This is a genomic window from Enterobacter sp. Lyrl_3 (genome assembly GCF_051948675.1).
GTDB classification, from domain to species: Bacteria; Pseudomonadota; Gammaproteobacteria; order Enterobacterales; family Enterobacteriaceae; genus Enterobacter; species Enterobacter cloacae.
Map to the genome: position 1 here is coordinate 333,786 of NZ_JAYJLI010000003.1, position 26,312 is coordinate 360,097.

A 26,312-nucleotide genomic window follows, 5' to 3' on the forward strand; every position below is an offset into this window, starting at 1 on the left:
TATTGGTGTCAACTTAAGGAAACCTTAAACAACGACGATAAATGCTTTATTTCTGTTTCTTCTGGATAATTTGCTATCTCAGACAGCGGCAATTCATTACACTCATCGCGATTTTTTCATCATAAAGAGATTGCATGTTAAACCGTTCTTCTTCGGGTACACGTCTGGGTCGTCAGGCGTTACTTTTCCCTCTGTGTCTGGTGCTTTACGAATTCTCTACCTATATCGGCAACGATATGATTCAGCCCGGCATGCTGGCCGTGGTGGCGCAATACAACGCAGGTATTGAATGGGTGCCGACCTCTATGACCGCCTATCTGGCTGGCGGCATGTTTTTACAGTGGCTGTTAGGGCCGCTGTCGGATCGTATTGGCCGCCGTCCGGTGATGCTGACGGGCGTGGTGTGGTTTATCGTGACCTGTCTCGCCACGCTGCTGGCGCAAAACATTGAACAGTTCACCCTGCTGCGTTTCCTGCAGGGGGTAAGCCTGTGCTTTATCGGTGCCGTGGGGTATGCCGCCATTCAGGAGTCCTTTGAGGAGGCGGTGTGTATCAAAATCACCGCGCTGATGGCGAACGTGGCGCTGATTGCTCCGTTGCTGGGGCCGCTGGTGGGCGCCGCGTGGGTGCATGTGGCACCGTGGGAAGGCATGTTTGTGCTCTTCGCCGTGCTGGCCGCCATCGCGTTCTTTGGCCTGCACCGCGCAATGCCGGAAACGGCCACCCGACTGGGTGAGACGCTGTCGCTGAAAGAGCTGGGACGGGATTATAAAGCGGTGCTGAAAAACGGCCGCTTTGTGGCAGGCGCGCTGGCGACGGGCTTTGTTAGCCTGCCGCTGCTGGCGTGGATCGCCCAGTCACCGGTCATTATCATCAGCGGTGAACAGCTCAGTAGCTACGAGTACGGGCTGCTGCAGGTGCCGATTTTTGGCGCACTGATTATCGGTAACCTGGTGCTGGCGCGTCTGACATCACGACGCACGGTGCGCTCGCTCATCATCATGGGCGGCTGGCCGATTGCGGCGGGCCTTACCGTGGCCGCGGTGGCGACGGTGGTATCATCTCATGCCTATCTGTGGATGACGGCGGGGTTGAGTATTTACGCCTTCGGTATTGGCGTGGCGAATGCCGGGCTGGTGCGTCTGACGCTGTTTGCCAGCGAGATGAGTAAAGGCACCGTTTCGGCGGCGATGGGGATGCTGCAGATGCTGATTTTTACCGTCGGGATCGAGGTGAGCAAGCACGCTTATGCGCTCGGCGGCAACGGTCTGTTCAGCCTGTTTAACCTCGCCAACGGCGTGCTGTGGGTTATCCTGATGGTGATGTTCCTGAAAGACAAACGCGTCGGGAACGCCCTGCAGCCATAATTCTTATTCCCTCTCCCGGTGGGAGAGGGGCAGGGTGAGGGCACCAGAGCGCACGGAATCAATTAAACGGTGCTTCTCTGTTGAGCACCTTATCAATCACATTCAGTACGCCTTCCTCGTTATTATGCGGCGCTTCAAACCGCGCCGCTGCCTTAATATGCGGTCTGGCATTCGCCATCGCAAAGCTGAAGCCTGACTGGCGCAGCATCTCCACATCGTTCCCGCTGTCACCGAAAGCCACCACCTCGCTGTCGTCAATGCCCCAGCGCTGTTGCAGGATCCGCAGGCCGTTGGCTTTATGCACGCCGGGGATAATCAGGTCAATACTGCCGTGGCCGGTCGTGACGGGCACCATAATGTCGTTGAGTTTTTCGTGCAGCATGGCCTGTATGCGCGGGATTTCATCATCAGAAACGTTGAGTCCGAACTTGAAGAAAATATCGTTCAGGTTGTCGAAATCACTTACCATTTCGAGGCGATGATAGTACTTCGCGGCGATAGCTTTGAACTCATCGTCATAGGCTTTGAGCGTATAGGCACTGCCTTTGCCGCAGGCGATAATCTCAATGCCGGGAACGTCGTTTAGCACGGCAGCAACGGTGTCGAAGTGCGTTTTCGACAGTTCACCGTTAAAAACATCTTCCCCGGCGCTGACCACCCAGCCGCCGTTTTCGGCGACAAACGCAATCTCATGCGCAATCTCCGGGAAGAAGGAGATCAGCTGGTAATACTGGTTACCGCTGGCCACCACAAAGCGAATACCTTGCTCCTTCATACGCGCATACTGCGCCAGAAAACGTTCGCGATTGTAGGTTTTCGCGTCGCTCAGGAAGGTGCCATCCATGTCGACTGCAATCAGTTTAACGCTCATATCCCTTCTCCAGTGTCGTTTGTTCTTTTTCCGGCTTCGCCACGGCGCGCGCCACCAGCGCCGCAATCATGACCAACCCTAACACCACCAGCATGGCGCTGCGCAGCCCGTAGTGCTCACCCAGGAAGCCCAGCAGCGGCGGCCCGACCAGGAAGGCCAGATAGCCTGTGGTCGCCACCACGCTGACGCGCGTCGGGGCGTCCGGGCCGGTATCGCTGGCGGCGGAGATGGTCAACGGGAAGCCAAGTGAGGCACCCAGTCCCCAGAGGATCACCGATACGCCGGCAATCCAGTCCACATCCACGAAGATGATCATCGCAATGCCCAGCCCGCCGAGCAGGGCGCTGGCGCGCACCACCGCCACGCGGCTGTAGCGGTCAATAAACCAGCCGCCGGTAAAGCGTCCGACGGTCATCCCCAGCGTAAACCCGGCGTAGATCAGCGAGCCAGAGGTCGGGCTAAACCCATGTCCGTCTACCATCAGCAGCGGCAGCCAGTCGTTGGCGGAGCCTTCAGCAAACGCCATCGCCAGCACCACCACGCCGATCAGCATCAGCTGGAAATCACGGTAGAACGGCAGCCCTTTTTCCGCCGTTTTATGTTCATCAGAGGTGTTTTTGCCCGTGCCGTCCGGAATGGCGCGGATGCCGGTCAGCACCGGCACAACAGAGATCAGCGCGGCCAGCAGGATATGCAGATTCGCGCTCACGCCGGAGGCCGTCAGCGCCATGCCCACGCCCGCACCGGCCAGCGTGCCAAGGCTGTAAAAGCCATGCATCATTGGCAGCACGGTTTTATTCATCTCGCGCTCGACCGCAGCCCCTTCAACGTTAATGGCCACTTCCGCCGCGCCAAAACTGCCGCCAAAGATCAACAGACCCAGGGCAAACATGACCGGCGAGGCATACCACAGCGCCACGCTGAGCACCAGCATCCCCAGTATTGCGCAGCACATGGTGGTGCGGATCACCGCCCGGGTACCAAAGCGCTTCACCAGCCACGCCGAGCAGAGAATACCGCTCATTGAGCCTATCGACAGGCCAAACAGCACAATGCCCATCTCAGCGGTGGAGACCGACAAAATATCGCGGATCGCCGGGGTACGCGTGGCCCAGGACGCCATCAGCAGACCCGGAATAAAGAAGAACATGAAAAGCGCCCACATGCGCAACCGCAGGGCCTTACGGGATGAGGTCAGAGTCATTGAGATAAGCACCAGAAGCACAACAGTAGCGACAACACTAGCAAGTTTGTGTACATTTGTACACAAATCAGATGAGGCATGTATGAGCAGACCACCAAACGACCCGCATCGCCGGGAGAAGATCCTGCAGGCGACGCTGGACACCATTGCTGAGCACGGTATTCATGCCGTCACGCACCGTAAAATCGCCAGCTGTGCCGGGGTTCCGCTGGGGTCGATGACCTACTATTTCGACGGCATGGAGTCGCTGCTGGAAGAGGCTTTCACGTGGTATACCCGGCAGATGTCGCAGCAGTACCGTGATTTCTTCGCGGGGGTAACCAGCCCGGAGATGGCGTGTGAATCTATCACCACGCTGATCCACAGCTCGCAGGTGACGACGCCGCACAACATGGCGCTGATGTACCAGCTCTACACTTTTATGCACCGCAGCGCGGCGCTGAAAACGGTAATGCAGGACTGGATGCAGATGAGCCAGACGACGCTTGAGCAGTGGTTTGACCCGGTCACCACCCGCGCGCTGGACGCCTTTATCGAAGGAATGACGCTGCATTTTGTCACCGACAGAGCGCCGCTAACGCGTGAGGAGATCCGGGCGATGGTGGGAAGGATTGCAGGCGAGGGGGACCGCTAGCCTGCAGGCCCGCCTCTATTTCTGAGTGATTTTTTTCCCGCTGACATCCACGACGGCTTCACCGTCCTCTTTCGTAAATGCCCCTTTCTGCGCATCCGGCAGAATATCGAGGACCACTTCAGACGGGCGGCACAGACGGGTGCCCAGCGGCGTCACCACAATCGGACGGTTAATCAGGATCGGGTGTTGCAGCATAAAACCGATAAGCTGGTCGTCAGTGAACGTCTCTTCGGCCAGGCCCAGTTGCTCATAGGGCTCCACGTTTGTACGCAGCAGCGCCCGCACCGAAATGCCCATCTCGGCAATCAGTTTGATCAGTTCATCGCGTGACGGCGGATTTTCCAGATAGAGAATGATCTCTGGCTCGGTGCCGCTGTTGCGGATCATCTCCAGCGTGTTGCGCGAGGTGCCGCAGGCGGGATTGTGGTAAATGGTGATATTGGTCATATCAGTGGCTCATTACAGTGTGAAGGAGAGACGTAACGCCAGCGCGGCGAGCGTCACAAACAGAACCGGCAGCGTCATTATGATGCCCGTCCGGAAATAGTAGCCCCAGGTAATGGTCATGTTTTTTTGCGCCAGCACGTGGAGCCAGAGCAGGGTGGCGAGACTACCGATAGGCGTGATTTTTGGCCCCAGATCGCAGCCAATCACGTTGGCGTAAATCATCGCTTCTTTAATCAATCCTGTTGCCGTGCTGCCATCAATAGAGAGCGCGCCAATCAGCACCGTGGGCATATTGTTCATTATGGATGACAGGAAGGCGGTGATGAACCCGGTTCCGAGGGTAGTTACCCATAAACCGTGGGTGGACAGCGCATTCAGCACGCCTGAAAGGTATTCGGTTAGCCCGGCGTTACGCAAACCGTAGACCACCAGATACATCCCCAGTGAGAAGATGACGATCTGCCACGGTGCGCCGCGCAGCACTTTTGCGGTATTAATCGCGTGTCCGCGTTTTGCAACGGCGAATAAAATCAGCGCGCCAGCTGTTGCAATGGCGCTGACCGGAATGCCGAGAGGCTCAAGCACAAAGAAGCCGACGAGAAGAAGCAGTAGCACTATCCAGCCTGTTCTGAACGTCGGGAGATCGTCAATGGCCCGGGCGGGCTCCCGGAGTTTCGCAAGATCATATTCCGGTGGAATTTCCTTGCGAAAGAACAGATGCAGCATCACCAGCGTGGCAGCAATCGCGGCGATATCAACCGGGATCATCACCGAGGCGTATTCGCTGAACCCCAGCTTAAAGAAGTCTGCCGACACAATGTTAACCAGGTTCGAGACAATCAGCGGCAGGCTGGCGGTATCGGCGATAAAACCTGCCGCCATCACAAACGCCAGCGTGGCCTGCTTGCTGAACCCCAGCGCCAGCAGCATGGCGATGACGATAGGTGTCAGGATCAACGCTGCACCGTCATTGGCAAACAGCGCCGCAACGGCCGCACCCAGCAGCACGATATAAGTAAAGAGCAAACGCCCCCGACCGTTTCCCCAGCGGGCGACATGCAGCGCCGCCCACTCGAAAAAGCCGGACTCATCCAGCAGCAGGCTGATGATAATAACGGCGATAAACGTCGCCGTGGCATTCCAGACGATATTCCACACCACCGGAATATCGTTAAGGTGGATCACGCCGCTGGCCAGCGCCAGCACTGCGCCAATCGTCGCGCTCCAGCCGATACTGAGCCCTTTGGGCTGCCAGATGACCAGTACCAGCGTAAACAGAAAAATTGCCCCTGCCAGAAACATCGTTTACTCCGTTATATCTGTTTTTATGAATGTGTTTAACATGACCCAGGAAGGCTATTCTTTAGCCTTGCACGCGTTTCATCCCGCAGGCAGTTCCAGCTGTTATCGATGACGGTAGCTGCCCACGCAGGCATGTTCGGAGACAAACGGTAATAGACCCACTTCCCCTCACGACGGTCGATAACCAGCCCGGATTCGCGAAGTAAGGCCATATGGCGCGAGACTTTCGGCTGTGACTCCGTGGTTGCGGAGCAGAGATCGCAGACGCATAGCTCACCGGCTTCACGCAGAAGCATGACGATGGAGAGCCGCGTTTCGTCGGAGAGGGTTTTGAAAAGCTGGAGCGGGTGGAGCATGGTTGAACCCTGCGGATAGTTAATACATATTTGTTTAATCATATATGTTTGAGGCGGGGGAGGGAAGAGGGGGGATGATGGAGCAGAGAATTTCAGGCAACAAAAAACCCATCAACCTTGAACCAAAACGGCGGGGTTGATGGGCTCCACAAATTGGGGACATCAAAGAAAAGCAGTGGCACTAGTTATGACTGCCCCCTGATAAAAAAGTTCTGCGCGTAACGAAAATTTTTTCGTAACGCGCAAAGTTAAGATTTATCCGAGTCCAGGCCAGATGATGATGATCAGCGTACCTGCCAGCGTAAGCAGTACGTTAGCGATAGCGTAGGTTCCTGCATAGCCCAGCGCCGGGATGTTGCTGCGGGCGGTATCACTGATGATTTCCATTGCTGGCGCACAGGTACGCGCACCCATCATCGCCCCGAAGAGCAGGGCGCGGTTCATGCGCAGCACGTAGGCGCCGAACAGGAAACAGATCACCACCGGTACCAGGCTGACGATAAGTCCGGAAACCAACATTTGCCAGCCGACGGCGCCCAGGCTGTGGCCAATGCCGCTACCGGCGCTTAAGCCGACACCCGCCATAAAGACCATCAGACCGAACTCTTTCACCATGTTCAGCGCGCCCTGTGGAATGTAACCGAAGGTTGGGTGGTTCGCTCGCAGGAAGCCCAGCATGATCCCGGCAAACAGCAGCCCGGCGGCGTTACCAATGCCAAAGCTAAAGTTGCTGAACTGGAAAGTAATCATCCCAATCATCAGGCCAACAATAAAGAAGGCGCAGAAAGCCAGCAGGTCGGTGACCTGGCTGTGAATGGAGATAAAGCCGATGCGGTCGGCGACGGTTTTCACGCGGCGTGCGTCGCCGCTGACCTGCAACACGTCACCTTTATTCAGGACGACATTATCGTCGATAGGCATCTCAATCTGGCTGCGGATCACGCGGTTCAGGAAGCATCCGTGGTCGGTCAGCTTCAGCTGCGCCAGACGACGGCCGACGGCGTTGTGGTTTTTCACCACGATCTCTTCGGTGACGATACGCATGTCGAGCAGGTCGCGGTCGAATACCTCTTTACCGTTACGGAAGCTTGGGTCCAGCCGCGCGTGGGCATCCGGGTAACCCACCAGCGCGATGTCGTCGCCCATCTGCAGCACCGCATCGCCGTCCGGGTTCGCCAGAATGCCGTTACGGCGGATACGTTCGATATAGCAACCTGTCTGGCGGTAAATCCCCAGCTCGCGCAGATTTTTACCGTCCGCCCAGGCGACCAGCTCTGGCCCGACGCGATAAGCGCGGATCACCGGAAGATAAACTTTTCGTTTGGAGTCCGTGTCCAGACCACGCTCGCGGGCGATTTGCTGGGCGCTGGTCTGCAGATCCTGATGCTGCAGTTTCGGCAGGTAGCGCGCGCCCACAATCAGGCTCACCAGACCAATCAGATAGGTCAGGGCATAGCCCAGGCTCAGGTGATCGAGTGCGGTAGAAAGCTGTGACCCGGCCATACCAGAATGGCGCAGGGTATCGCCTGCACCCACCAGAACCGGTGTCGAGGTCATGGAGCCTGCCAGCATACCGGCCGTTAACCCGATATCCCAGCCAAACAGTTTACCCAGCCCTAACGCGATCAGCAGCGCACTGCCGACCATCACCAGCGCCAGCATCAGATAATTTTTGCCGTCGCGGAAGAAAATGGAAAAAAAGTTAGGACCCGCTTCCACACCAACACAAAAAATAAACAGCATAAAACCTAAGTTAAGCGCGTCTGTGTTAATGCTGAAATGCTGCTGACCTAATAATAAGGAGACGACTAAAACGCCAATGGAATTACCAAGTTGTACTGAACCCAGGCGCAATTTACCCAGGCAAAGGCCCAGCGCCAGTACCACAAATAATAACAGGATGTAATTCCCATTTAACAAGTCTGCGACGTTTATATTCACGGAGGCTAACTTCTTGTTTACCAGTAAGTTGTTGAATGAAAGGACATTTTGGGCTACTGTTTTCAGTGCCAGGGAATACTTCTACACTCCCTGCGGCCAAAAAATTCCCTAAGACAATAGCAGCTGGATAGTTTAATCGCATTAGCTACCAACGGCTACTCATTATCGCATAACCGTATGCGGGTTTTGGCAAGGATTGCCGCATAACTTTATCCGATCGGGTGTCCACGCGACGAAACTTTATTTGATAGAGAAGTCAGGAGGATAATTTGAACATTAAAGGAAAATGGGCAGGGGCGATAAGCTGTTTCTTACTGTTCACCGTTGTCTGTATGTCATTAGCGTTTAATGTTAAGGGGGCATTCAGAGCCTCCGGGCATCCGGAACTGGGACTGCTCTTTTTCATTCTGCCTGGCGTGGCCGCGAGTTTTCTCTCGCGCGAAGGCGAGGTTGTTAAGCCGCTGTTAGGGGCAATGCTGGCGGCACCGCTGTGCCTGGTGCTGATGCGGTTGCTTTTTGTGTCCACACGAAGCCTCTGGCAGGAGCTGGCCTGGCTGCTGAGCGGCGTATTCTGGTGCGCGCTCGGTGCGCTGTTTTTCCTGTTTCTTCGCACTCTGATACGGCATCAACGGTTACATAATAAAAAAGAATGAGAACGCCGTTGCCGCAGATATTGTCGTCAAATACGGTACTGTGTACGGATTGCCCGGTATTCCAGTCCATACCTACCTTTTCCAGTCGTGACTGACAGCATCCCGCGTAGTGCGCCCAATGCCCTTAAGCCGTCTTTCTTGCCGGGTGGCGCTGCGCTTACCCGGCCTACAATCGGCATTAATATCAAGGAATTGCATTATTTATCGTAGGGCAAAACGCAAGACGCGCGCTGGATTAACAGGCTAATCCATGCATCATATGGTTCAATTCTATTGAATGAAGTAAAAAGCAATGACTGGCAAATAGATAAAACCCCACGTCAGGGCGCGGGGTTTGCTTAGTGATTACTGAGCGGCAAACAGACCCAGATGTTCTTTAGCGTAAGCTTCAAAATCGGTGCAGCCGCCAATGTGTTTCTGATCGAGGAAGATCTGCGGTACGGTTTCAACCGGTTTACCCACGGTCTTTTCCAGATCGGCTTTGGTGATGCCTTCTGCGTGGATATCCACATAGCGGAAGTTAAAGTCATCACGCTCTTCAGTCAGTTTTTCTGCCAGCTCTTTTGCGCGCACACAGTAAGGGCATCCTGGACGACCAAAAATTACTGCAAACATTTCTCTCTCCTCAAAAAACAAGCCTGACGGCGAATGACACGTATAGTGCACGATAACCTGCCGTCATTAAAGTAGGTTTCGCCTGTCGCTTTAATATCCTTGAGCTATGTTTCGCCAATTACATGCCGCGCATCATTGCCTATACTGGCTGCCACACGTATTAAGCAAGACAAAGAGAGAGACGATGACGCCAACAATTGACCTGCTCCGTTCCCACCGTTCTATCCGCCACTTCACCGATGAGCCCATTACCGAGGCGCAGCGTGAGGCCATCATCGACAGCGCCAGAGCCACCTCGAGCTCCAGCTTTCTGCAGTGCAGTTCGATTATTCGCATTACCGACAAGGCCATGCGCGAGCAGCTGGTGACGCTCACGGGCGGGCAGAAGCATGTAGCCCAGGCCGCCGAGTTCTGGGTATTCTGCGCTGACTTTAACCGTCACCTGCAAATTTGCCCTGAAGCCGAGCTGGGGCTGGCAGAACAGCTGCTGCTGGGTGTGGTCGATACCGCGCTGATGGCGCAAAACGCCTTCACGGCGGCGGAATCACTGGGATTAGGCGGCGTGTATATCGGCGGGCTGCGTAACAATATTGAAAGCGTAACCGAACTGCTGAAGCTGCCGAAGCACGTCCTGCCCCTGTTCGGTCTCTGCCTCGGCTGGCCGGCTGACAACCCGGATCTCAAGCCGCGCCTGCCTGCGGCGATGCTGGTCCATGAAAACCACTACCAGCCGGTCGATCAGGATGTTCTGAATCAATACGATGAAGAGCTGGCGCACTACTACATGACGCGCGGCAGCAATAACCGCCGCGATACCTGGAGCGACCACATCCGCCGTACCATCATTAAAGAAAATCGCCCGTTTATTCTCGATTATCTGCACAAACAGGGCTGGGCGACGCGCTAGTCCATTCGGTATGATACGCAGGCTTTTCCCATGTCTTTAGAGAGGTGCAGGGTGAAAATTGCCATTTTGTCCCGGGATGGAACGCTCTATTCATGCAAACGCCTGCGAGAAGCGGCGGCAAAACGCGGACATCAGATTGAGATCCTCGATCCGATGTCCTGCTATATGAACATTGACCCTGCTGCTTCCTCGATCCATTACAAAGGCCGCAAGCTACCGCATTTTGATGCGGTGATCCCCCGCATCGGCTCGCAGATCACCTATTACGGTACGGCCGCGCTGCGCCAGTTTGAAATGCTGGGCAGCTATCCTCTCAACGAATCTGTCGCCATTTCCCGCGCCCGGGATAAGCTGCGCTCGCTGCAGCTGCTCGCCCGCCAGGGTATCGATCTTCCGGTCACCGGCATCGCTCACTCCCCGGACGACACCAGCGATCTGATCGACATGGTGGGCGGTGCGCCGCTGGTCATCAAGCTGGTGGAAGGCACACAGGGTATTGGCGTGGTGCTGGCAGAGACGCGACAGGCAGCAGAGAGCGTGATTGACGCCTTCCGCGGCCTGAATGCGCACATTCTGGTGCAGGAGTACATTGAAGAGGCCAAAGGGCGCGATATCCGCTGTTTCGTGGTGGGCAATGAGGTGGTGGCGGCCATTGAGCGTCAGGCGAAAGAGGGCGATTTTCGCTCCAACCTCCACCGGGGCGGCGTTGCGCGGGTTGCTGATATCAGCGAGCGCGAGCGGGAGATTGCCGTGAAAGCGGCGCAAACGCTGGGGCTGGACGTGGCAGGCGTAGACCTTCTGCGCGCAACGCGCGGGCCGCTGGTGATGGAAGTGAATGCCTCGCCCGGGCTGGAAGGGGTAGAAAAAACCACCGGTGTCGATATTGCAGGTAAAATGATTGCATGGATTGAGCGCCATGCCACGCCGGGCTACTGTCTTAAAACGGGTGGTTAAATGGATTACCGCGCACTTTTTGAGTACCCTATGCGAAGTTTTTACTAAAGAGGCTCCACCGCGATGGATTTACAGGTCGTTCCAACACTGGATACGTTACGTCAATGGCTTGATGATGCCGGAATCACCTTCTTTGAATGTGATTCCTGCCAGGCGCTGCATCTGCCTCACATGCAGAATTTCGACGGCATTTTTGATGCCAAAATCGATCTCATTAACGACGTGATCCTCTTCTCTGCGCTGGCAGAAGTTAAGCCGTCTGCGCTGCTGGCGCTGGCCTCTGACCTCTCTGCGATCAACGCCAGTTCTTTGACGGTGAAAGCATTCCTCGATATACAGGATGATAATCTGCCAAAACTGGTCGTTTGCCAGTCTTTGTTCTCCGGCGCGGGGCTCTCCTTCAAGCAGTTCGCCTGGTTTATGCGTTTGAGTGAAGAGCAAATTTCAATGGTTATGATGGAAGCCAATGCACACCATCTGCTGTACAGCGCGGAAGACGATGCAGAGAATAATGATGCATCTCCCAATTTTCTTCACTAAGCCTGTCTGACTTTTGCGCAGTCGCTGCCAGAGCGGCTGCATAACGCCATTTATTCTGCTGCTTTTAACCTTTCTTTAAAGAATTTTTCACCTCCTCAAAGGCCATTTCGGCTTATCACGTAGACATAACCTGCATAAAAAATTGATAAAAGGCGTTTTTTCGTCTGGGCTATAGCCGGAGACACGGGCTACAGTTATTCTTGCGATGCTTAAAAAAGCGAGCGGATCCTGCCGGGTAAAGAGGTTTCTTTTTATTTTGAGCAGAGCGACAAACTATGCATGATTTTTGCATATATCCAGATTGCACAGTTTTAGTTCGTTTGTTAACGAGCTTTCAGAAGGAATAACACTATGATCGCCTTGAATAAAAAATGGTTATCGGGTCTGGTTGCGGGTGCTCTGATGGCCGTCTCTGCCGGCACGCTCGCTGCGGAACAAAAAACGCTGCATGTTTATAACTGGTCTGACTATATTGCCCCTGACACGGTGGCTAATTTTGAAAAAGAGACCGGCATTAAAGTGGTCTACGACGTGTTTGATTCCAACGAAGTGCTGGAAGGCAAACTGATGGCAGGCAGCACCGGTTTTGACCTGGTGGTACCGTCCGCAAGTTTCCTGGAGCGTCAGCTGACCGCAGGCGTTTTCCAGCCGCTGGACAAGAGCAAGTTACCAAACTGGAAAAACCTCGACCCGGAAGTGCTGAAGCTGGTCTCTAAGCATGACCCGGAGAACAAATACGCCATGCCGTATCTGTGGGCGACCACCGGTATTGGCTACAACGTGGATAAAGTCAAAGCGGCGCTGGGCCCGGACGTCAAGCTGGACAGCTGGGACGTGGTGCTGAAGCCGGAGAACCTCGCCAAGTTGAAAAGCTGCGGCGTCTCCTTCCTGGATGCCCCGGAAGAGATTTTCGCCACCGTGCTGAACTATCTCGGCAAAGATCCGAACAGCAACAAGGCGGATGACTACACCGGCCCGGCGACCGATCTGTTGCTGAAGCTGCGTCCGAATATCCGTTACTTCCACTCTTCACAGTACATTAACGACCTGGCTAACGGCGACATCTGCGTGGCAATTGGCTGGGCAGGGGACGTCTGGCAGGCGGCTAACCGCGCGAAAGAGGCGAAAAACGGCGTGAATGTCTCCTACTTCATTCCGAAAGAGGGGGCGCTGGCCTTCTTTGATGTCTTCGCCATGCCTGCCGATGCGAAAAACAAAGATGAAGCGTATCAGTTCCTTAACTACCTGATGCGTCCGGAAGTGATTGCTCATATCAGCGACCATGTCTACTACGCCAACGGTAACAAGGCCTCCTTGCCACTGATTAGCGAAGAGATCCGTAATAATCCGGCTATCTATCCGCCAGCGGATGTGTTTGCCAAGCTCTTCACCCTGAAAGTTCAGGATCCAAAAATTGACCGCGTACGTACCCGTGCGTGGACCAAGGTGAAAAGCGGGAAATAACGGCGTTTGGTAACGTTGCCCGGTGGCGCTATCGCTTACCGGGCCGACACAACCCGTAGGCCGGGCAGGCGTTCGCGCCGCCCGGCGATGCGCACCCTGACGGTGCGTTTGCACCAGTTTTGATCTATGCCGGAGAACACCCCGTGAATGACGCGATCCCCCGCCCGCAGGCGAAAGTCCGTAAAGCGCTGACCCCGCTACTTGAAATTCGTAACCTCACCAAATCTTTCGATGGCCAGCATGCCGTGGACGACGTCAGCCTGACTATCTACAAAGGCGAAATATTTGCCCTTCTCGGGGCGTCTGGTTGCGGTAAATCAACCTTGCTGCGCATGCTGGCCGGGTTTGAACAACCTACCGCCGGGCAGATTGTGCTGGATGGCGTGGATCTCTCCAGCGTACCGCCGTATCAGCGTCCGATTAACATGATGTTCCAGTCTTACGCACTGTTCCCGCATATGACGGTGGAGCAGAACATTGCGTTTGGCCTGAAGCAGGACAAGCTGCCAAAAGCCGAAATCACCGCGCGTGTGGCGGAGATGCTGAGCCTGGTGCACATGCAGGAGTTCGCGAAGCGTAAACCGCACCAGCTCTCTGGTGGTCAGCGTCAGCGCGTGGCACTGGCCCGAAGCCTGGCGAAACGCCCGAAACTGCTGCTGCTTGATGAGCCGATGGGGGCTCTGGATAAAAAACTGCGCGACCGTATGCAGCTCGAAGTGGTGGATATCCTCGAACGCGTGGGCGTGACCTGCGTGATGGTCACCCACGACCAGGAAGAGGCCATGACCATGGCCGGGCGTATCGCGATCATGAACCGCGGTAAGTTCGTGCAGATTGGCGAGCCGGAAGAGATTTATGAACACCCGACTACCCGCTACAGCGCGGAGTTCATCGGCTCGGTGAATGTTTTTGAAGGGCTGCTGAAAGCGCGTGAAGAAGACGGGCTGATCATCGAATCGCCGGGGCTGCAGCATCCGCTGAAGGTCGACCCGGATAACTCCGTGGTAGACAACGTGCCGGTCTATATCGCCCTGCGACCGGAGAAAATCATGCTCTGTGAAGATCCTCCGGCCGATGGCTTTAACTTTGCCGTGGGCGAAGTGGTGCACATTGCCTATCTGGGCGATCTCTCTATTTACCACGTCCGTCTGAAGAGCGGGCAGATGCTCAGCGCCCAGCTGCAAAACGAACATCGCTACCGTAAAGGACTGCCGACCTGGGGCGACGAAGTGCGTCTGTGCTGGGATGCGGACAGTTGTGTCGTGCTGACGGTATAAGGAGCGGCCAATGAGTACACTTGAACCGCCAGCCCGCGTCGAAAAACCGGGCGGCTTTGCGCACTGGCTGGCGCGCATGCAGATGAACCACGGCCGCAAGCTGGTGATTGCCATGCCTTACGTGTGGCTGATCCTGCTGTTCATGCTGCCGTTCCTGATCGTTTTCAAGATAAGCCTGGCGGAAATGGCGCGGGCGATCCCGCCTTACACCAATCTGCTGGACTGGGCAGACGGCCAGCTGACGCTGACGCTTAACCTTGGCAACTTCCTGCAGCTGACGGAAGATCCGCTTTATGTCGAAGCCTATTTGCAGTCACTGCAGGTGGCGGCGATCTCCACGCTCTGCTGTCTGCTGATGGGCTACCCGCTGGCATGGGCGGTGGCGCACAGTAAGCCCTCGACGCGCAACATTCTGCTGCTGCTGGTGATTCTGCCGTCGTGGACCTCGTTCCTGATCCGCGTCTACGCGTGGATGGGGATCCTGAAAAATAACGGGGTGCTGAATAACTTCCTGATGTGGTTAGGGGTTATCGATCAGCCGCTGACTATTCTGCACACCAATCTCGCGGTCTATATCGGGATTGTATATGCCTACCTGCCGTTTATGGTGCTGCCGATCTATACGGCGCTGACGCGTATCGACTACTCGCTGGTGGAAGCCTCGCTGGATCTGGGCGCCCGTCCGCTGAAGACTTTCTTCAGCGTGATTGTGCCGCTGACCAAAGGCGGGATTATCGCCGGGTCGATGCTGGTGTTCATTCCGGCGGTTGGGGAGTTTGTGATCCCGGAACTGCTCGGCGGCCCGGACAGCATCATGATTGGCCGCGTGTTGTGGCAGGAGTTCTTCAATAACCGCGACTGGCCGGTAGCCTCCGCGGTGGCGATCGTGATGTTGCTGCTGCTGATCGTGCCGATCATGTGGTTCCACAAGCATCAGCAGAAACAGATGGGAGACCACGGATGAACAACTTACCGGTAGTGCGCTCTCCGTGGCGAATTGCGATCCTGGTGATCGGCTTTACCTTCCTGTATGCGCCGATGCTGATGCTGGTGATCTACTCGTTCAACAGCTCCAAACTGGTCACCGTATGGGCTGGCTGGTCGACGCGCTGGTACAGCGAACTGTTTCACGACGATGCGATGATGAGCGCGGTGGGGCTGAGCCTGACCATCGCGGCGCTGGCGGCCACAATGGCCTGCGTGCTGGGCACGATTGCCGCGCTGGTGATGGTGCGCTTCGGGCGTTTTCGCGGCTCGAACGGCTTTGCCTTTATGATCACCGCGCCGCTGGTGATGCCGGACGTGATCACAGGCCTATCGCTGCTGCTGCTGTTTGTGGCGCTGGCGCATGCCATTGGCTGGCCTGCGGATCGCGGCATGCTCACCATCTGGCTGGCGCATGTGACCTTCTGTACCGCGTACGTGGCGGTGGTCATCTCCTCGCGTCTGCGCGAGCTGGATCGCTCCATTGAAGAGGCGGCGATGGATCTCGGTGCCACGCCGGTGAAGGTCTTTTTCATCATCACGCTGCCGATGATTATGCCTGCGGTGATCTCCGGCTGGCTGCTGGCCTTTACCCTGTCGCTCGACGATCTGGTGATCGCCAGCTTTGTTTCCGGGCCAGGGGCGACGACGCTGCCAATGCTGGTCTTCTCCAGCGTGCGCATGGGGGTGAACCCGGAGATCAACGCCCTGGCGTCGATTATCCTCGGCGTGGTCGGAATTGTCGGATTTATCGCCTGGTATTTGATGGCGCGCGCGGAAAAGCAGCGCGTGCGCGATATCCAGCGTGCAAGACGCGGCTGAAGGAATTATTATTTCCAGTGATGTGCCGCGCATGACGCGGCACTGTTTTTCAGGGAAGTAAAACATTGGGATTATTAAAAAAATCACGTCTTACGCACGCTCGTCCAAACGTACCTGCGCTGGTGCAGGTGGCGGCGCTCGCTATTATTATGATCCGCTGTCTTGATGTACTGATGATCCTCAACACCCTGGGGGCGCGCGGCATCGGTGAGTTCATTCACCGCAGCGTGCAAACCTGGAACCTCACGCTGGTATTCCTCAGCAGCCTTGTGCTGGTGTTTATCGAAATCTACTGCGCGTTTTCGCTGGTTAAAGGGCGCAACTGGGCGCGCTGGGTCTATCTGCTGACGCAGGTGACCGCCGCCAGCTATCTGTGGGCCGCCTCGCTGGGCTATGGCTATCCGGAGCTGTTCAGCATTGCCGGTGGATCCAAACGTGAGATCTTCCATGCGCTGGTCATGCAGAAATTACCCGATATGCTGGTGCTCCTGCTGCTCTTTGCTCCAGCTTCAAGCCGGCGGTTCTTCCGCCTGCAATAATGTGTATAATCGCAGCCCTCGTTATTCTTAAGGTTTTCCTATGCAGTGCGCACTCTATGACGCCGGACGCTGCCGCTCCTGTCAGTGGATAGAACAGCCGGTCTCTCAACAACTCACCGCCAAAATGGCCGACCTGCAACAGCTGCTGGCTGAACATGCGGTGGGCGAGTGGTGCGCCCCCGTCAGCGGCCCGGAGCAGGGTTTTCGTAATAAAGCCAAAATGGTGGTCAGCGGCAGCGTAGAAAAACCGCTGCTGGGCATGCTGCATCGCGACGGCACGCCGGAAGATCTCACCGGCTGCCCGCTTTATCCTGCCTCGTTTGAGCCGGTCTTCGCGGCACTCAAACCGTTTATTGCCCGCGCGGGGTTAACGCCTTATAACGTCGCCCGTAAGCGCGGCGAGCTGAAATATCTCCTCCTGACCGAGAGCCAGATGGACGGCGGTATGATGCTGCGTTTCGTGCTGCGCTCGCAAGCCAAGCTGGAACAACTGCGCGCGGCGCTGCCGTGGCTGCAGGAGCAGCTTCCGCAACTGAAGGTCATTACCGCCAATATTCAGCCGGTGCATATGGCGATTATGGAGGGGGAGACAGAGATCTTCTTCACCGGGCAGCATGCACTGGCGGAAACGTTCAACGACGTGCCGCTGTGGATCCGCCCGCACAGTTTCTTCCAGACCAACCCGACGGTGGCGAGTGCGTTATATGCCACCGCCCGCGACTGGGTGAGGGCGTTAAACATCCATCATATGTGGGATCTGTTCTGCGGTGTCGGGGGCTTTGGTCTGCACTGCGCCACGCCCGAGATGCAGCTGACCGGGATTGAGATCGCCGCCGAAGCGATTGCCTGCGCGAAACAGTCTGCCGCTGAGCTCGGATTAACCAATCTGCACTTCCAGGCGCTGGACTCCACGCAGTTCGCGACCGGGCAGGGCAACGTACCGGAGCTGGTGCTGGTCAACCCGCCGCGCCGGGGCATTGGCAAGGCGCTGTGCGACTATCTGAGCCAGATGGCGCCGGATTACATTATCTACTCCAGCTGCAACGCCCGTACCATGGCGACAGATATCGCTCACCTGCCGGGCTACCGCGTTGAACGCGTTCAGCTTTTCGATATGTTCCCGCATACCGCGCATTATGAAGTGTTGACGTTGTTAACCCGCATCCCGGGTAAGGCGTAGCCGCCACCCGGCATGACATCCGCAAAATCTTCAACAAAATGTGAACTCTTCAACCCTGCGAAATCAGGTAAGCTTACGTCATAAGAGATGAAATAAGGCTTACCCATGAAGCAGATCCTGCTGGTGGAAGATGACCACGATATCGCGGCACTTCTGCGACTCAATTTAGAAGATGAAGGCTACATCATCACCCACGAGCCCGACGGCGGCAACGCGTTACAGTGCCTTGAAAAACAGCCGTGGGACGCGGTGATCCTCGATCTCATGCTCCCCAACGTCGACGGCCTGGAGATTTGCCGTCGTATTCGCCAGATGACCCGCTACCTGCCGGTAATCATTATCAGCGCCCGCAGCAGCGAAACCGATCGGATCACCGGCCTGGAAACCGGCGCGGATGATTATCTGGCAAAGCCGTTCTCGGTGCAGGAGCTGATTGCGCGCATTAAGGCGCTGTTCCGCCGCCAGCAGGCGATGGGGCAGGCGCAGAGTGCCGGGAATATTCAGGCGCATGGCCTGACAATCGACCCGCTGGCCCGCAGCGTGCTGCTTCACGGCCAGATAGTGGATCTCACCCCGCGCGAGTTTGAACTGCTGTACTTCTTTGCCCGCCATCCTGGCGAGGTCTTCTCGCGTCTGGCGCTGCTGGAGCAGGTGTGGGGCTATCAGCACGAAGGTTACGAGCATACCGTTAACACCCATATCAACCGCCTGCGCATCAAGATTGAAAAAGACGCTGCCGAGCCGGAGATCATTCGCACCGTCTGGGGCAAAGGTTATAAATTTGCGGAGCCGCACCATGATGCGCCGCTTTAGCCTGAGCCAGCGCCTGACGCTGCTGTTCATTTTATTGATGATGCTCTGTGCCGCCGTCGCCTGCGCCGTCCAGCTCTACAGCAGCATGCAGTATGGTAACGCCATGGTTCAGCGTCTCTCTGGCGGCCTGGCGCAACAGATCGTGCAGCGCGAACCAATTCTGAACGCCCAGGGCAGGGTCGACCGTACCGCGCTGAAACCGCTCTTTGACAGGCTGATGACCTTCAACCCGAGCGTGGAACTGTACGTCGTCTCCCCGGATGGCGATATCTTGGCCGATGCCGCCCCGCCGGGCCATATTCAGCGACAAAGCATCAATCTCGCGCCGGTACAGGAGTTCCTCAGCGGTGCGGCCATGCCGGTTTTTGGCGACGATCCGCGTAGCCAGAACAAGAAAGTGTTCAGCGCGACGCCGTTACGTCAGGACGGCGAGCTTAAAGGCTATCTGTATATTATTTTACAGGGCGAGGAGTCGAACGCGCTGGCGGACATGGCCTGGTACAAGGCGCTGTGGAGTACGGTGCTCTGGTCGATGCTGTGGGTGGCGCTGTTTGGCCTGCTGGCGGGCTTACTGATCTGGTACTGGGTCACGCGTCCGGTTAAACGGCTGACGCGTGAAGTGGCCGGGCTGGAGCATGACAGCATGAGCGCGATACGCGCGCTGGCGGTCCAACAGCCGGATGTGGCAGCAAAAGATGAAGTGGCGCTCCTGCGTAACAATTTTATCGAGCTGGCACGCAAAATCACCCAGCAGTGGGATCAGCTGGCCGACAGCGACCGCCAGCGCCGGGAGTTTATCGCCAATATTTCCCACGACTTACGCACGCCGCTGACCTCGCTGCTGGGCTATCTGGAAACGCTGTCGCTGAAATCCGCCACCCTGACGCCGCAGGAGCATCAGCAATACCTTGCCACGGCGTTGCGTCAGGGGCAAAAGGTGCGTCACCTGTCACAGCAGTTGTTTGAGCTTGCGCGTCTTGAGCACGGCGGCATCAAGCCCCAGCGCGAGCGTTTTGCGATGGGAGAGCTTATTTCCGACGTGGCGCAAAAGTTTGAGCTCACGGCGCGCACGCGCGAGCTTCAGCTCCAGATAGACGTTCCCGGGCCGCTGCCGCTGGTGTATGCCGATGTCTCAATGATAGAGCGCGTGGTGACCAATCTGCTGGATAACGCCATCCGCCATACCCCCACCGGCGGCAAGATCCGTCTCGCCGTATGGCAGGAGAATGAAAAGCTACAGGTTGAGGTGGCCGATTCAGGAACCGGTGTGGATGCCGCGCTGCGCGACGATCTGTTCCAGCGGCCTTCAGCGTTGAATCCGCAGGCAACGCGGGAGAATCGCGGTGGGTTAGGGCTGTTGATTGTCAAACGGATGCTGGAACTACACGGGGGAGGGATCAGGCTGATGGAGTCGGTGAGCGGGGCGCGATTCAGGTTCTTCGTGCCGTTGTGAGAGAGTGCCGGGTGGCGCTGCGCTTACCCGGCCTACAACTCCCCCCGTAGGCCGGGTAAGGCGAAGCCGTCACCCGGCAAAAAAAGTTACTGCGGGAACCACTGGTCGCTGATTTTCTGATACGTACCGTCAGCTTTAATCGCCTTCAGCGCGCCGTTCAGTTTTGCCAGCAACGCTTTGTTATCCGGACGCACCGCAATGCCCAGACCCGTACCGAAGTACTGCGGATCGGTCACTTTTTCGGTTGCCGTACCGAGCTGCGGGTTGGTTTTCAGCCATTCGTTTACGACCGCGGTGTCACCAAATACGCCATCGATACGGCCATTTTTCAGGTCGATAATCGCGTTCTGATAGCTGTCATACGCCACGGTTTTCACTTCAGGATGTTTGTCCTGGAGGTATTTCTGGTGCGTGGTGCCGTTTTCCATCCCGATGCGTTTGCCTTTCAGCTCATCAAAGGATTTATAAGCCCCTTTCTTCGCGATGACCACCGCCGAGTTGGCGTAGTACGGGTCGGTGAAGGCCACCTGCTTGCTACGCTCTGGCGTGATGTCCATACCGGAGATCACCGCGTCGTATTTTTTAAATTTCAGGGACGGGATCAGGCTGTCAAAGGCATGGTTGGTAAAGGTACAGTCGGCCTGCATCTGTTTGCACAGCGCTTTTGCCAGATCGATATCAAAACCCACGATCTGGTTGCTGGCATCCAGCGATTCAAATGGCGGATATGTGGCAGAAACGCCGAAATTGATTTTATCGGCAGCCGTTGCGCCTGCGGCAAACGTTGCCAGTAATGCGGCCAGAACTAACTTTTTCATTGTAATACTCCCGTCTGTAGGTCTTATGAAAGTACAATGCCATTTAATGAATTTATATTCAATATAAATGATTAAATATTTATAGTGGAATAAAAAAAAGCGGATAACCCATCAGGTTACCCGCTTTATCAATACCGTTTTATGCATTTAAGTGATTAATTTCTGCGCTCAAATGCCAGCGCTTTACGCTCGATCAGGCGCATCATCAGCGTCAACAGTCCGTTAACCACCAGATACACCACGCCTGCCGCGCCAAACACCATCACATCGTAGGTGCGTCCATAGAGCAGTTGCCCGTGGCCCATCACTTCCATCAGGGTGATGGTGTAGGCCAGCGAGGTACTCTTGAACACCAGCACCACTTCGTTGGAGTAAGAGGAGAGGGCACGCTTAAAGGCGTACGGCAGCAAAATGGCCAGCGTATCTTTTTTGCTCATGCCGAGCGCGCCGCAGGACTGCCATTGTCCTTCCGGAATGGCGCGGATCGCTCCGTAGAACAGCTGAGTGGTGTAGGCGGCGCTGTTCAGTGAAAGGGCGATCAGGGCACACAGCCACGGCTCAGAGAGCAGATGCCAGATAACCGGATACTCCTGTAGCGACGGGAACTGGCCCGGGCCGTAGTAAATCAGGAAGATCTGCACCAGCAGCGGCGTACCGGTAAAGAGGGTGATATAGCCGCGCACAATCCACACCAGCACCGGCGTTTTCAGCGTCAGGATGATGGTAAAGATCAGCGCCAGGATCAGCGCCACGATGATGGACGCCACGGTCAACGTCAGGCTGGTGTGCAGCCCTTTCATCAGCTCGGGTAAATAGTCCAGCATCAGCCTGGTCTCCGTTCAAAGCGCGTCGCACGCAGGTCAATACGCTTAAGGATGTACTGACTCAGCAACGTGATCACCAGGTAGATAGCCGCCGCCACAATGTACCAGGTAAACGGCTCCTGGGTGCGGGTAGCGATGCTTTTGGTCTGCAACATTAAATCGTTAACGCTTATCAGGCTCACCAGCGCCGTATCTTTCAGCAGCACCAGCCACTGGTTCCCTAAACCCGGCAGGGCATGACGCCACATCTGCGGCATCACCAGGCGGAAGAAGATCGCCGCTTTCGACATCCCCAGCGCCTGGCCAGATTCCCATTGTCCTTGCGGTACCGCTTTCAGCGCACCGCGCAGGGTTTGCGACGCGTACGCAGAATAGAGCAGGGAAAGGGCAATGACGCCACAGAGGAACGGGCTGACGTCGAAGTTTTCAATCTGCATCTGCACCGGGATCTGCACGACGCCAAGATTGAGGGTAAAGCCGTCCGACAGAGTGAGCAGCAGCTGTGAGGAACCGAAATAGATAAACAGGACCACCAGAATCTCCGGTAGCCCACGCAGCACGGTGACCAGCGCGGAGCCGGTCCAGGCGACAGGGAACCACTTTGCAGATTCCCATACCGCAAAGAACATCGCCAGCACCAGGCCGATAATCAGTGCGCAAACGGCAAGGCCGACGGTCATCCCGGCGGCGCTTGCTAAAGGAAGAATTTCATTCATCAGGAATTACTTCTGGAACCATTTTTTATAGATGGTTTCGTAGGTGCCGTCTTTCTTCACTTTTTCCAGCGCAGCGTTAAATTTCTGCTGCAGCTCAGTGTTGCCCTGACGAACGGCAATCCCCAGACCTGTGCCGAAGTAGTCCTTGTCGGTCACTTTGTCGCCCACTGGCGCGAGTTTATCGTTGGCTTTCAGCCATTCGGTCACTACCGCGGTGTCACCAAACACGCCATCGATACGGCCGTTCTGCAGATCCAGCTTCGCGTTCTGGTAGCTGTCGTAAGGCACGGTGGTGATTTCCGGATGTTTATCCATGATGAATTTCTGGTGCGTGGTGCCGTTCTGTACGCCCACTTTTTTGCCTTTCAGCTGGTCAACAGAGGTAAATTTCCCTTTCTGACCAATAAACAGGGCGGAGTTGTCATAGTACGGCGTGGTGAACAGCACCTGCTTTTCACGCTCTGGGGTGATGTCCATACCGGCCATCACGGCGTCGATACGGCGGAACTTCAGGCTTGGGATCAGGCTGTCAAACGCCTGGTTGCTGAAGGTACAGGTCGCGTCGATCTCTTTACACAGCGCGTTAGCCAGATCGACATCGAAGCCCACAATCTTGTTGTTGGCATCGATAGATTCAAACGGAGGATAGGACGCTTCGGTGGCGAAACGGATGGTCTGGGCTGCGGTAGCGGAAAGGCTGACGCTAGCGAGCAGCGCGGCAATCAATACTTTTTTCATTATCATTTTCCCTGGCACTCTCAGTGAGATAAGTAGTTTTTGAAGGCATCGGTTTGCGGGTTGGTAAAGCAACTCGCATCACCTTGCTCAACGATATACCCGTTTTCCATGTAGACCACACGGCTGGCGGTTTTACGCGCCACTTCCACTTCATGGGTGACGATGACCTGAGTAATGTTGGTTTCCGCCAGCTCACGAATGATGCTCACGATCTGGGCGGTGATTTCCGGGTCCAGCGCAGCGGTCGGCTCATCAAACAGCAGTACCGCTGGCTCCATCATCAGCGCACGGGCAATCGCCACACGCTGTTGTTGACCCCCGGAGAGGTGCAGCGGATAACGATCGCTGTAGGGCTTAAGGCGCAGACGCTCCAGCAGCTTTTCAGCACGCGCCATCGCCTGATCCTTGCTCAAACCGAGAACGCGGCAGGGCGCTTCAATCAGGTTTTGCAGGACGGTCAGGTGCGGCCAGAGGTTGTATTGCTGGAAGACCATGCCAACGTTTTGACGCAGTTCACGAATCGCTTTATCGGACGGCGTTTTCGCAAAATCAAAGTGGTTACCGGCGATAGCCAGCGTTCCTGAACGGGGCATTTCAAGCAGATTAAGGACACGCAAAAGAGAACTTTTACCCGCGCCACTTGGGCCAAGCAAAACCAGCGTTTCGCCTTCCGGGCACTCCAGCGTGATGTCGAACAGCGCCTGGTGTGCGCCGTAGAAGCAGTTAATGCCGTTTAGTTTAATACTCATCGGGGCAGTCTTTACTCATCCAGGCAATCTATAGCAATTGAGGCCGCAGATAGTACCGTTGACAGAATAGTTATGCAATATTTCTGCGTTAAAAGTTAAATATAACCCGTAATACCCCTTAAACATAGCACAAAATAGCGAAGCCCAAGGTCGGCGAGTATAAATGTCGGCATTCCGCATGAAATGCCGCACATTTTTCGGGGTTTACAATTCTGAAACAGTGGGTTTAGCGATTCTCAATCGACTGGCGAAGCGTGCCTGCCGGGGCATGTACGCTCCCGCCGATATAGCGTACGTCATCCACCGCCCAGCACTGGCCTTCGCGGATCATCAGCACTTCATCCTGCCAGGTTTGGGTGCCCTGGGTCAGCTTCACGCGCAGGGGGATGTTACGCGCATCGGTGTTCGGGATGGTCGAGGCGCTGGCCACCTCGGCGCTGTCCGGCAACGTCGTGCGACTGGAGAACGGATCGGATTTCAGCAGCGCGTTGTGCTGCGGATCGCGCGTGGCATCGTTCAGCAGTTTTGCCAGCCCATCGCTCAGATACGGACGCAGGCCGGTGAGATCGTTGCTGCGGTGTTGAATGCGATAATCATAGAACTGTTGCGCCACGGTATCCGGGCCGCCCTCTATACAGGGGCCGCTGCGGGTACCGATATCCTTAAAGGCTGGCGTGACCGTGGTGGTACACGCGCTGAGCACCAGCGCGCAGGGCACCAAAAGCGTTAAAGCAGAGTAGCGCATGTTGATTTCCTTATTTATTAACTATCCTTTCAATCATAGCGTAACGAACCGATAATGCTGGTGAAGTTATGGGCTAAGGCATTGAACGCTAAAGAAGGAGAGAAACCATGCAGTTTTCAACAACGCCAACCCTGGAAGGGCAGCCGATTACCGAGTATTGCGGTGTGGTCACGGGCGAAGCCATTCTGGGGGCCAACATTTTTCGCGATTTCTTTGCCGGTATCCGCGATATCGTCGGCGGCCGCTCTGGCGCGTATGAAAAAGAGCTGCGTAAAGCCCGGGAAATCGCCTTTAAGGAGCTGGGCGAACAGGCCAAAGCACTGGGGGCGGATGCGGTTGTGGGGATTGATATCGACTACGAAACCGTCGGTAAAGATGCCAGCATGCTGATGGTGAGCGTAAGCGGTACGGCGGTGAAAACCCGTCGATGAAACGCGCGTTTTCAACACTCCTGCTGGCGCTGTTGCTGGCAGGGTGCGCCACGGAAAAAGGCATTGTGGATAAAGGCGCCTATGAACTGGATACCCGCCACCAGGCGCAGGCGGCCTATCCGCGCATCAAGGTGCTGGTTATCCACTATACGGCGGATGACTTTGACAGTTCGCTGGCCACGCTGACGGACAAGAACGTCAGCTCCCACTATTTGATCCCGGCGAAGCCGCCCGCGCCGGACGGTAAACCGCGCATCTGGCAGCTGGTTCCCGAGAACGAACTGGCCTGGCATGCGGGTATCAGCTTCTGGCGCGGCACCAACCGTATTAATGATACGTCGGTTGGCATTGAGCTTGAGAATCGCGGCTGGCAAAAAACGGCCGGAGTAAAACACTTTTCGCCGTTCGAACCCGCGCAAATTGCGGCCCTGGTACCGCTCGCAAAAGACATTATTGCCCGCTATCACATTAAACCCGAGAACGTGGTGGCCCATGCGGATATCGCGCCTCAGCGCAAGGACGATCCCGGTCCGCTGTTCCCGTGGCGCGAGCTTGCAGAGCAGGGGATTGGCGCCTGGCCCGACGCGTCCCGGGTGGCGTTCTATATGAACGGGCGGCCACGGTATCAGGCCGTGGAGACCGCAGCGTTACTTGATTTGCTCGCGCGTTACGGTTACGAGGTTCCCGACAACAGCACCCCCGCTCAGCAGAAGCGCATCATTATGGTCTTCCAGATGCACTTCAGGCCGCAGCTGTGGAACGGCGTGGCAGATGTGGAAACGCTGGCCATTGCCGAAGCACTTTTAGAGAAATACGGGCAGGGGTAATCCTTCGGGATTAACCCGAATGCCTCGTTTTTGTGAGCATGATCATAAGATTAATCTTAAGTACATTCTCAATTCATTTTAAGTAAATTGATTTAAAATCGCCCTCATCTAAGATTGATTCATCGATTCACAGCATGAATC

29 protein-coding genes are annotated in these 26,312 nt (G+C 55.9%); 16 read left to right on the plus strand and 13 right to left on the minus strand.

Annotated features, from left to right (window positions below):
• Positions 1-134: 134 nt before the first annotated feature.
• Entirely contained in the window at positions 135-1,367 is a 1,233-nt protein-coding gene (locus tag VF709_RS09315) for an MFS transporter (RefSeq protein WP_013097422.1), read from the plus strand.
• 58 nt (positions 1,368-1,425) lie between these two features.
• Here VF709_RS09315 and VF709_RS09320 read toward each other — a convergent pair whose 3' ends face one another.
• Both VF709_RS09320 and VF709_RS09325 read right to left on the minus strand, forming a co-directional pair.
• The gene (locus tag VF709_RS09320; protein WP_020689886.1) at positions 1,426-2,238 is read right to left on the minus strand and encodes a Cof-type HAD-IIB family hydrolase; all 813 of its coding nucleotides are present in this window, start codon (positions 2,236-2,238) and stop codon (positions 1,426-1,428) included.
• Positions 2,228-3,442 carry an MFS transporter gene (locus VF709_RS09325; protein ID WP_023620242.1) on the minus strand — a complete coding sequence of 405 codons (1,215 nt, stop codon included), beginning with the start codon at positions 3,440-3,442 and terminating at the stop codon, positions 2,228-2,230. Before VF709_RS09325 ends, VF709_RS09320 begins: the two co-directional genes overlap by 11 nt.
• 82 nt (positions 3,443-3,524) lie before the next feature.
• On the opposite strand from VF709_RS09325, the gene VF709_RS09330 reads away from it, so the two are divergent.
• A complete protein-coding gene (locus tag VF709_RS09330) occupies positions 3,525-4,076 on the plus strand; it encodes a TetR/AcrR family transcriptional regulator (protein WP_038418995.1) in 552 nt (183 codons plus the stop codon).
• Between the two features lie 15 nt (positions 4,077-4,091).
• Here VF709_RS09330 and arsC read toward each other — a convergent pair whose 3' ends face one another.
• The 4 genes from arsC to VF709_RS09350 form a co-directional block, all read right to left on the minus strand.
• The gene (arsC, locus tag VF709_RS09335) at positions 4,092-4,523 is read right to left on the minus strand and encodes a glutaredoxin-dependent arsenate reductase (protein WP_038418997.1); all 432 of its coding nucleotides are present in this window, start codon (positions 4,521-4,523) and stop codon (positions 4,092-4,094) included.
• A gap of 12 nt (positions 4,524-4,535) precedes the next feature.
• Complete coding sequence (locus tag VF709_RS09340; RefSeq protein WP_038418998.1) at positions 4,536-5,825, minus strand: arsenic transporter; 1,290 nt, start codon at positions 5,823-5,825, stop codon at positions 4,536-4,538.
• 35 nt (positions 5,826-5,860) lie between these two features.
• Positions 5,861-6,181 (minus strand): metalloregulator ArsR/SmtB family transcription factor, encoded by a 321-nt coding sequence (locus VF709_RS09345; protein WP_038418999.1) that lies wholly within the window; start codon positions 6,179-6,181, stop codon positions 5,861-5,863.
• A 255-nt stretch (positions 6,182-6,436) separates the two neighbouring features.
• Entirely contained in the window at positions 6,437-8,122 is a 1,686-nt protein-coding gene (locus VF709_RS09350) for an aspartate:alanine antiporter (RefSeq protein WP_014831222.1), read from the minus strand.
• A 269-nt stretch (positions 8,123-8,391) separates the two neighbouring features.
• Here VF709_RS09350 and VF709_RS09355 point away from each other — a divergent pair, with 269 nt between their 5' ends.
• The gene (locus VF709_RS09355) at positions 8,392-8,775 is read left to right on the plus strand and encodes an inner membrane protein YbjM (RefSeq protein WP_013097375.1); all 384 of its coding nucleotides are present in this window, start codon (positions 8,392-8,394) and stop codon (positions 8,773-8,775) included.
• A 345-nt stretch (positions 8,776-9,120) separates the two neighbouring features.
• Here the strand turns inward: VF709_RS09355 and VF709_RS09360 are convergent, their stop codons facing one another.
• The gene (locus tag VF709_RS09360; RefSeq protein ID WP_006809455.1) at positions 9,121-9,390 is read right to left on the minus strand and encodes a GrxA family glutaredoxin; all 270 of its coding nucleotides are present in this window, start codon (positions 9,388-9,390) and stop codon (positions 9,121-9,123) included.
• A 184-nt stretch (positions 9,391-9,574) separates the two neighbouring features.
• Between VF709_RS09360 and nfsA the strand changes: the two genes are divergently transcribed.
• The 11 genes from nfsA to VF709_RS09415 all read left to right on the plus strand — a co-directional run bounded on the left by nfsA (position 9,575) and on the right by VF709_RS09415 (position 20,323).
• Positions 9,575-10,297 (plus strand): nitroreductase NfsA, encoded by a 723-nt coding sequence (gene nfsA, locus VF709_RS09365; RefSeq protein WP_013097374.1) that lies wholly within the window; start codon positions 9,575-9,577, stop codon positions 10,295-10,297.
• A gap of 51 nt (positions 10,298-10,348) precedes the next feature.
• Positions 10,349-11,251 (plus strand): 30S ribosomal protein S6--L-glutamate ligase, encoded by a 903-nt coding sequence (rimK, locus tag VF709_RS09370; protein ID WP_013097373.1) that lies wholly within the window; start codon positions 10,349-10,351, stop codon positions 11,249-11,251.
• Between the two features lie 63 nt (positions 11,252-11,314).
• Entirely contained in the window at positions 11,315-11,791 is a 477-nt protein-coding gene (locus tag VF709_RS09375) for a YbjN domain-containing protein (protein WP_003858385.1), read from the plus strand.
• A 351-nt stretch (positions 11,792-12,142) separates the two neighbouring features.
• Positions 12,143-13,255: a spermidine/putrescine ABC transporter substrate-binding protein PotF gene (gene potF, locus VF709_RS09380; protein WP_013097372.1), complete on the plus strand. Its 1,113-nt coding sequence runs from the start codon at positions 12,143-12,145 to the stop codon at positions 13,253-13,255.
• A gap of 143 nt (positions 13,256-13,398) precedes the next feature.
• Positions 13,399-14,532 carry a putrescine ABC transporter ATP-binding subunit PotG gene (gene potG / locus VF709_RS09385; RefSeq protein ID WP_013097371.1) on the plus strand — a complete coding sequence of 378 codons (1,134 nt, stop codon included), beginning with the start codon at positions 13,399-13,401 and terminating at the stop codon, positions 14,530-14,532.
• A gap of 10 nt (positions 14,533-14,542) precedes the next feature.
• The gene (potH, locus tag VF709_RS09390) at positions 14,543-15,496 is read left to right on the plus strand and encodes a putrescine ABC transporter permease PotH (protein WP_020689896.1); all 954 of its coding nucleotides are present in this window, start codon (positions 14,543-14,545) and stop codon (positions 15,494-15,496) included.
• Positions 15,493-16,338 (plus strand): putrescine ABC transporter permease PotI, encoded by an 846-nt coding sequence (gene potI / locus VF709_RS09395; RefSeq protein WP_013097369.1) that lies wholly within the window; start codon positions 15,493-15,495, stop codon positions 16,336-16,338. Before potH ends, potI begins: the two co-directional genes overlap by 4 nt.
• 65 nt (positions 16,339-16,403) lie before the next feature.
• On the plus strand, positions 16,404-16,877 hold the full coding sequence (locus tag VF709_RS09400) for a YbjO family protein (protein ID WP_020689898.1): 474 nt from the start codon (positions 16,404-16,406) through the stop codon (positions 16,875-16,877).
• 40 nt (positions 16,878-16,917) lie between these two features.
• Complete coding sequence (rlmC, locus tag VF709_RS09405; protein WP_149896574.1) at positions 16,918-18,057, plus strand: 23S rRNA (uracil(747)-C(5))-methyltransferase RlmC; 1,140 nt, start codon at positions 16,918-16,920, stop codon at positions 18,055-18,057.
• Between the two features lie 105 nt (positions 18,058-18,162).
• Positions 18,163-18,870 carry a response regulator transcription factor gene (locus VF709_RS09410; protein WP_029883196.1) on the plus strand — a complete coding sequence of 236 codons (708 nt, stop codon included), beginning with the start codon at positions 18,163-18,165 and terminating at the stop codon, positions 18,868-18,870.
• Complete coding sequence (locus VF709_RS09415; RefSeq protein ID WP_187170966.1) at positions 18,854-20,323, plus strand: sensor histidine kinase; 1,470 nt, start codon at positions 18,854-18,856, stop codon at positions 20,321-20,323. Before VF709_RS09410 ends, VF709_RS09415 begins: the two co-directional genes overlap by 17 nt.
• Before the next feature lie 86 nt (positions 20,324-20,409).
• Here VF709_RS09415 and artJ read toward each other — a convergent pair whose 3' ends face one another.
• The 6 genes from artJ to VF709_RS09445 form a co-directional block, all read right to left on the minus strand.
• On the minus strand, positions 20,410-21,141 hold the full coding sequence (gene artJ / locus VF709_RS09420; protein WP_013097364.1) for an arginine ABC transporter substrate-binding protein ArtJ: 732 nt from the start codon (positions 21,139-21,141) through the stop codon (positions 20,410-20,412).
• Between the two features lie 155 nt (positions 21,142-21,296).
• Entirely contained in the window at positions 21,297-21,965 is a 669-nt protein-coding gene (artM, locus tag VF709_RS09425) for an arginine ABC transporter permease ArtM (RefSeq protein WP_013097363.1), read from the minus strand.
• Positions 21,965-22,681, minus strand: a complete 717-nt coding sequence (gene artQ, locus VF709_RS09430; protein ID WP_013097362.1) for an arginine ABC transporter permease ArtQ — start codon at positions 22,679-22,681, stop codon at positions 21,965-21,967. The genes artM and artQ overlap by 1 nt, the downstream gene beginning before the upstream one ends.
• 6 nt (positions 22,682-22,687) lie before the next feature.
• Positions 22,688-23,419: an arginine ABC transporter substrate-binding protein ArtI gene (gene artI, locus VF709_RS09435; RefSeq protein WP_020689903.1), complete on the minus strand. Its 732-nt coding sequence runs from the start codon at positions 23,417-23,419 to the stop codon at positions 22,688-22,690.
• Between the two features lie 20 nt (positions 23,420-23,439).
• Entirely contained in the window at positions 23,440-24,168 is a 729-nt protein-coding gene (artP, locus tag VF709_RS09440; protein WP_013097360.1) for an arginine ABC transporter ATP-binding protein ArtP, read from the minus strand.
• Positions 24,169-24,394: 226 nt separating this feature from the next.
• Positions 24,395-24,913, minus strand: a complete 519-nt coding sequence (locus tag VF709_RS09445) for a lipoprotein (protein WP_013097359.1) — start codon at positions 24,911-24,913, stop codon at positions 24,395-24,397.
• 107 nt (positions 24,914-25,020) lie between these two features.
• Between VF709_RS09445 and VF709_RS09450 the strand changes: the two genes are divergently transcribed.
• A complete protein-coding gene (locus tag VF709_RS09450) occupies positions 25,021-25,344 on the plus strand; it encodes a heavy metal-binding domain-containing protein (protein ID WP_006174327.1) in 324 nt (107 codons plus the stop codon).
• The gene (locus VF709_RS09455; protein ID WP_013097358.1) at positions 25,341-26,171 is read left to right on the plus strand and encodes an N-acetylmuramoyl-L-alanine amidase; all 831 of its coding nucleotides are present in this window, start codon (positions 25,341-25,343) and stop codon (positions 26,169-26,171) included. The genes VF709_RS09450 and VF709_RS09455 overlap by 4 nt, the downstream gene beginning before the upstream one ends.
• Positions 26,172-26,312 lie beyond the last annotated feature (141 nt).

Bases quoted from the DNA above. Each gene is read 5' to 3' on its own strand.
- VF709_RS09315 (WP_013097422.1), top strand. From the start codon at position 135: ATGTTAAACCGTTCTTCTTCGGGTACACGTCTGGGTCGTCAGGCGTTA.
- VF709_RS09320 (WP_020689886.1), bottom strand. From the start codon at position 2,238: ATGAGCGTTAAACTGATTGCAGTCGACATGGATGGCACCTTCCTGAGC.
- VF709_RS09325 (WP_023620242.1), bottom strand. From the start codon at position 3,442: ATGACTCTGACCTCATCCCGTAAGGCCCTGCGGTTGCGCATGTGGGCG.
- VF709_RS09330 (WP_038418995.1), top strand. From the start codon at position 3,525: ATGAGCAGACCACCAAACGACCCGCATCGCCGGGAGAAGATCCTGCAG.
- arsC (WP_038418997.1), bottom strand. From the start codon at position 4,523: ATGACCAATATCACCATTTACCACAATCCCGCCTGCGGCACCTCGCGC.
- VF709_RS09340 (WP_038418998.1), bottom strand. From the start codon at position 5,825: ATGTTTCTGGCAGGGGCAATTTTTCTGTTTACGCTGGTACTGGTCATC.
- VF709_RS09345 (WP_038418999.1), bottom strand. From the start codon at position 6,181: ATGCTCCACCCGCTCCAGCTTTTCAAAACCCTCTCCGACGAAACGCGG.
- VF709_RS09360 (WP_006809455.1), bottom strand. From the start codon at position 9,390: ATGTTTGCAGTAATTTTTGGTCGTCCAGGATGCCCTTACTGTGTGCGC.
- nfsA (WP_013097374.1), top strand. From the start codon at position 9,575: ATGACGCCAACAATTGACCTGCTCCGTTCCCACCGTTCTATCCGCCAC.
- VF709_RS09375 (WP_003858385.1), top strand. From the start codon at position 11,315: ATGGATTTACAGGTCGTTCCAACACTGGATACGTTACGTCAATGGCTT.
- potF (WP_013097372.1), top strand. From the start codon at position 12,143: ATGATCGCCTTGAATAAAAAATGGTTATCGGGTCTGGTTGCGGGTGCT.
- potH (WP_020689896.1), top strand. From the start codon at position 14,543: ATGAGTACACTTGAACCGCCAGCCCGCGTCGAAAAACCGGGCGGCTTT.
- potI (WP_013097369.1), top strand. From the start codon at position 15,493: ATGAACAACTTACCGGTAGTGCGCTCTCCGTGGCGAATTGCGATCCTG.
- rlmC (WP_149896574.1), top strand. From the start codon at position 16,918: ATGCAGTGCGCACTCTATGACGCCGGACGCTGCCGCTCCTGTCAGTGG.
- VF709_RS09410 (WP_029883196.1), top strand. From the start codon at position 18,163: ATGAAGCAGATCCTGCTGGTGGAAGATGACCACGATATCGCGGCACTT.
- VF709_RS09415 (WP_187170966.1), top strand. From the start codon at position 18,854: ATGATGCGCCGCTTTAGCCTGAGCCAGCGCCTGACGCTGCTGTTCATT.
- artJ (WP_013097364.1), bottom strand. From the start codon at position 21,141: ATGAAAAAGTTAGTTCTGGCCGCATTACTGGCAACGTTTGCCGCAGGC.
- artM (WP_013097363.1), bottom strand. From the start codon at position 21,965: ATGCTGGACTATTTACCCGAGCTGATGAAAGGGCTGCACACCAGCCTG.
- artQ (WP_013097362.1), bottom strand. From the start codon at position 22,681: ATGAATGAAATTCTTCCTTTAGCAAGCGCCGCCGGGATGACCGTCGGC.
- artI (WP_020689903.1), bottom strand. From the start codon at position 23,419: ATGAAAAAAGTATTGATTGCCGCGCTGCTCGCTAGCGTCAGCCTTTCC.
- artP (WP_013097360.1), bottom strand. From the start codon at position 24,168: ATGAGTATTAAACTAAACGGCATTAACTGCTTCTACGGCGCACACCAG.
- VF709_RS09445 (WP_013097359.1), bottom strand. From the start codon at position 24,913: ATGCGCTACTCTGCTTTAACGCTTTTGGTGCCCTGCGCGCTGGTGCTC.
- VF709_RS09450 (WP_006174327.1), top strand. From the start codon at position 25,021: ATGCAGTTTTCAACAACGCCAACCCTGGAAGGGCAGCCGATTACCGAG.
- VF709_RS09455 (WP_013097358.1), top strand. From the start codon at position 25,341: ATGAAACGCGCGTTTTCAACACTCCTGCTGGCGCTGTTGCTGGCAGGG.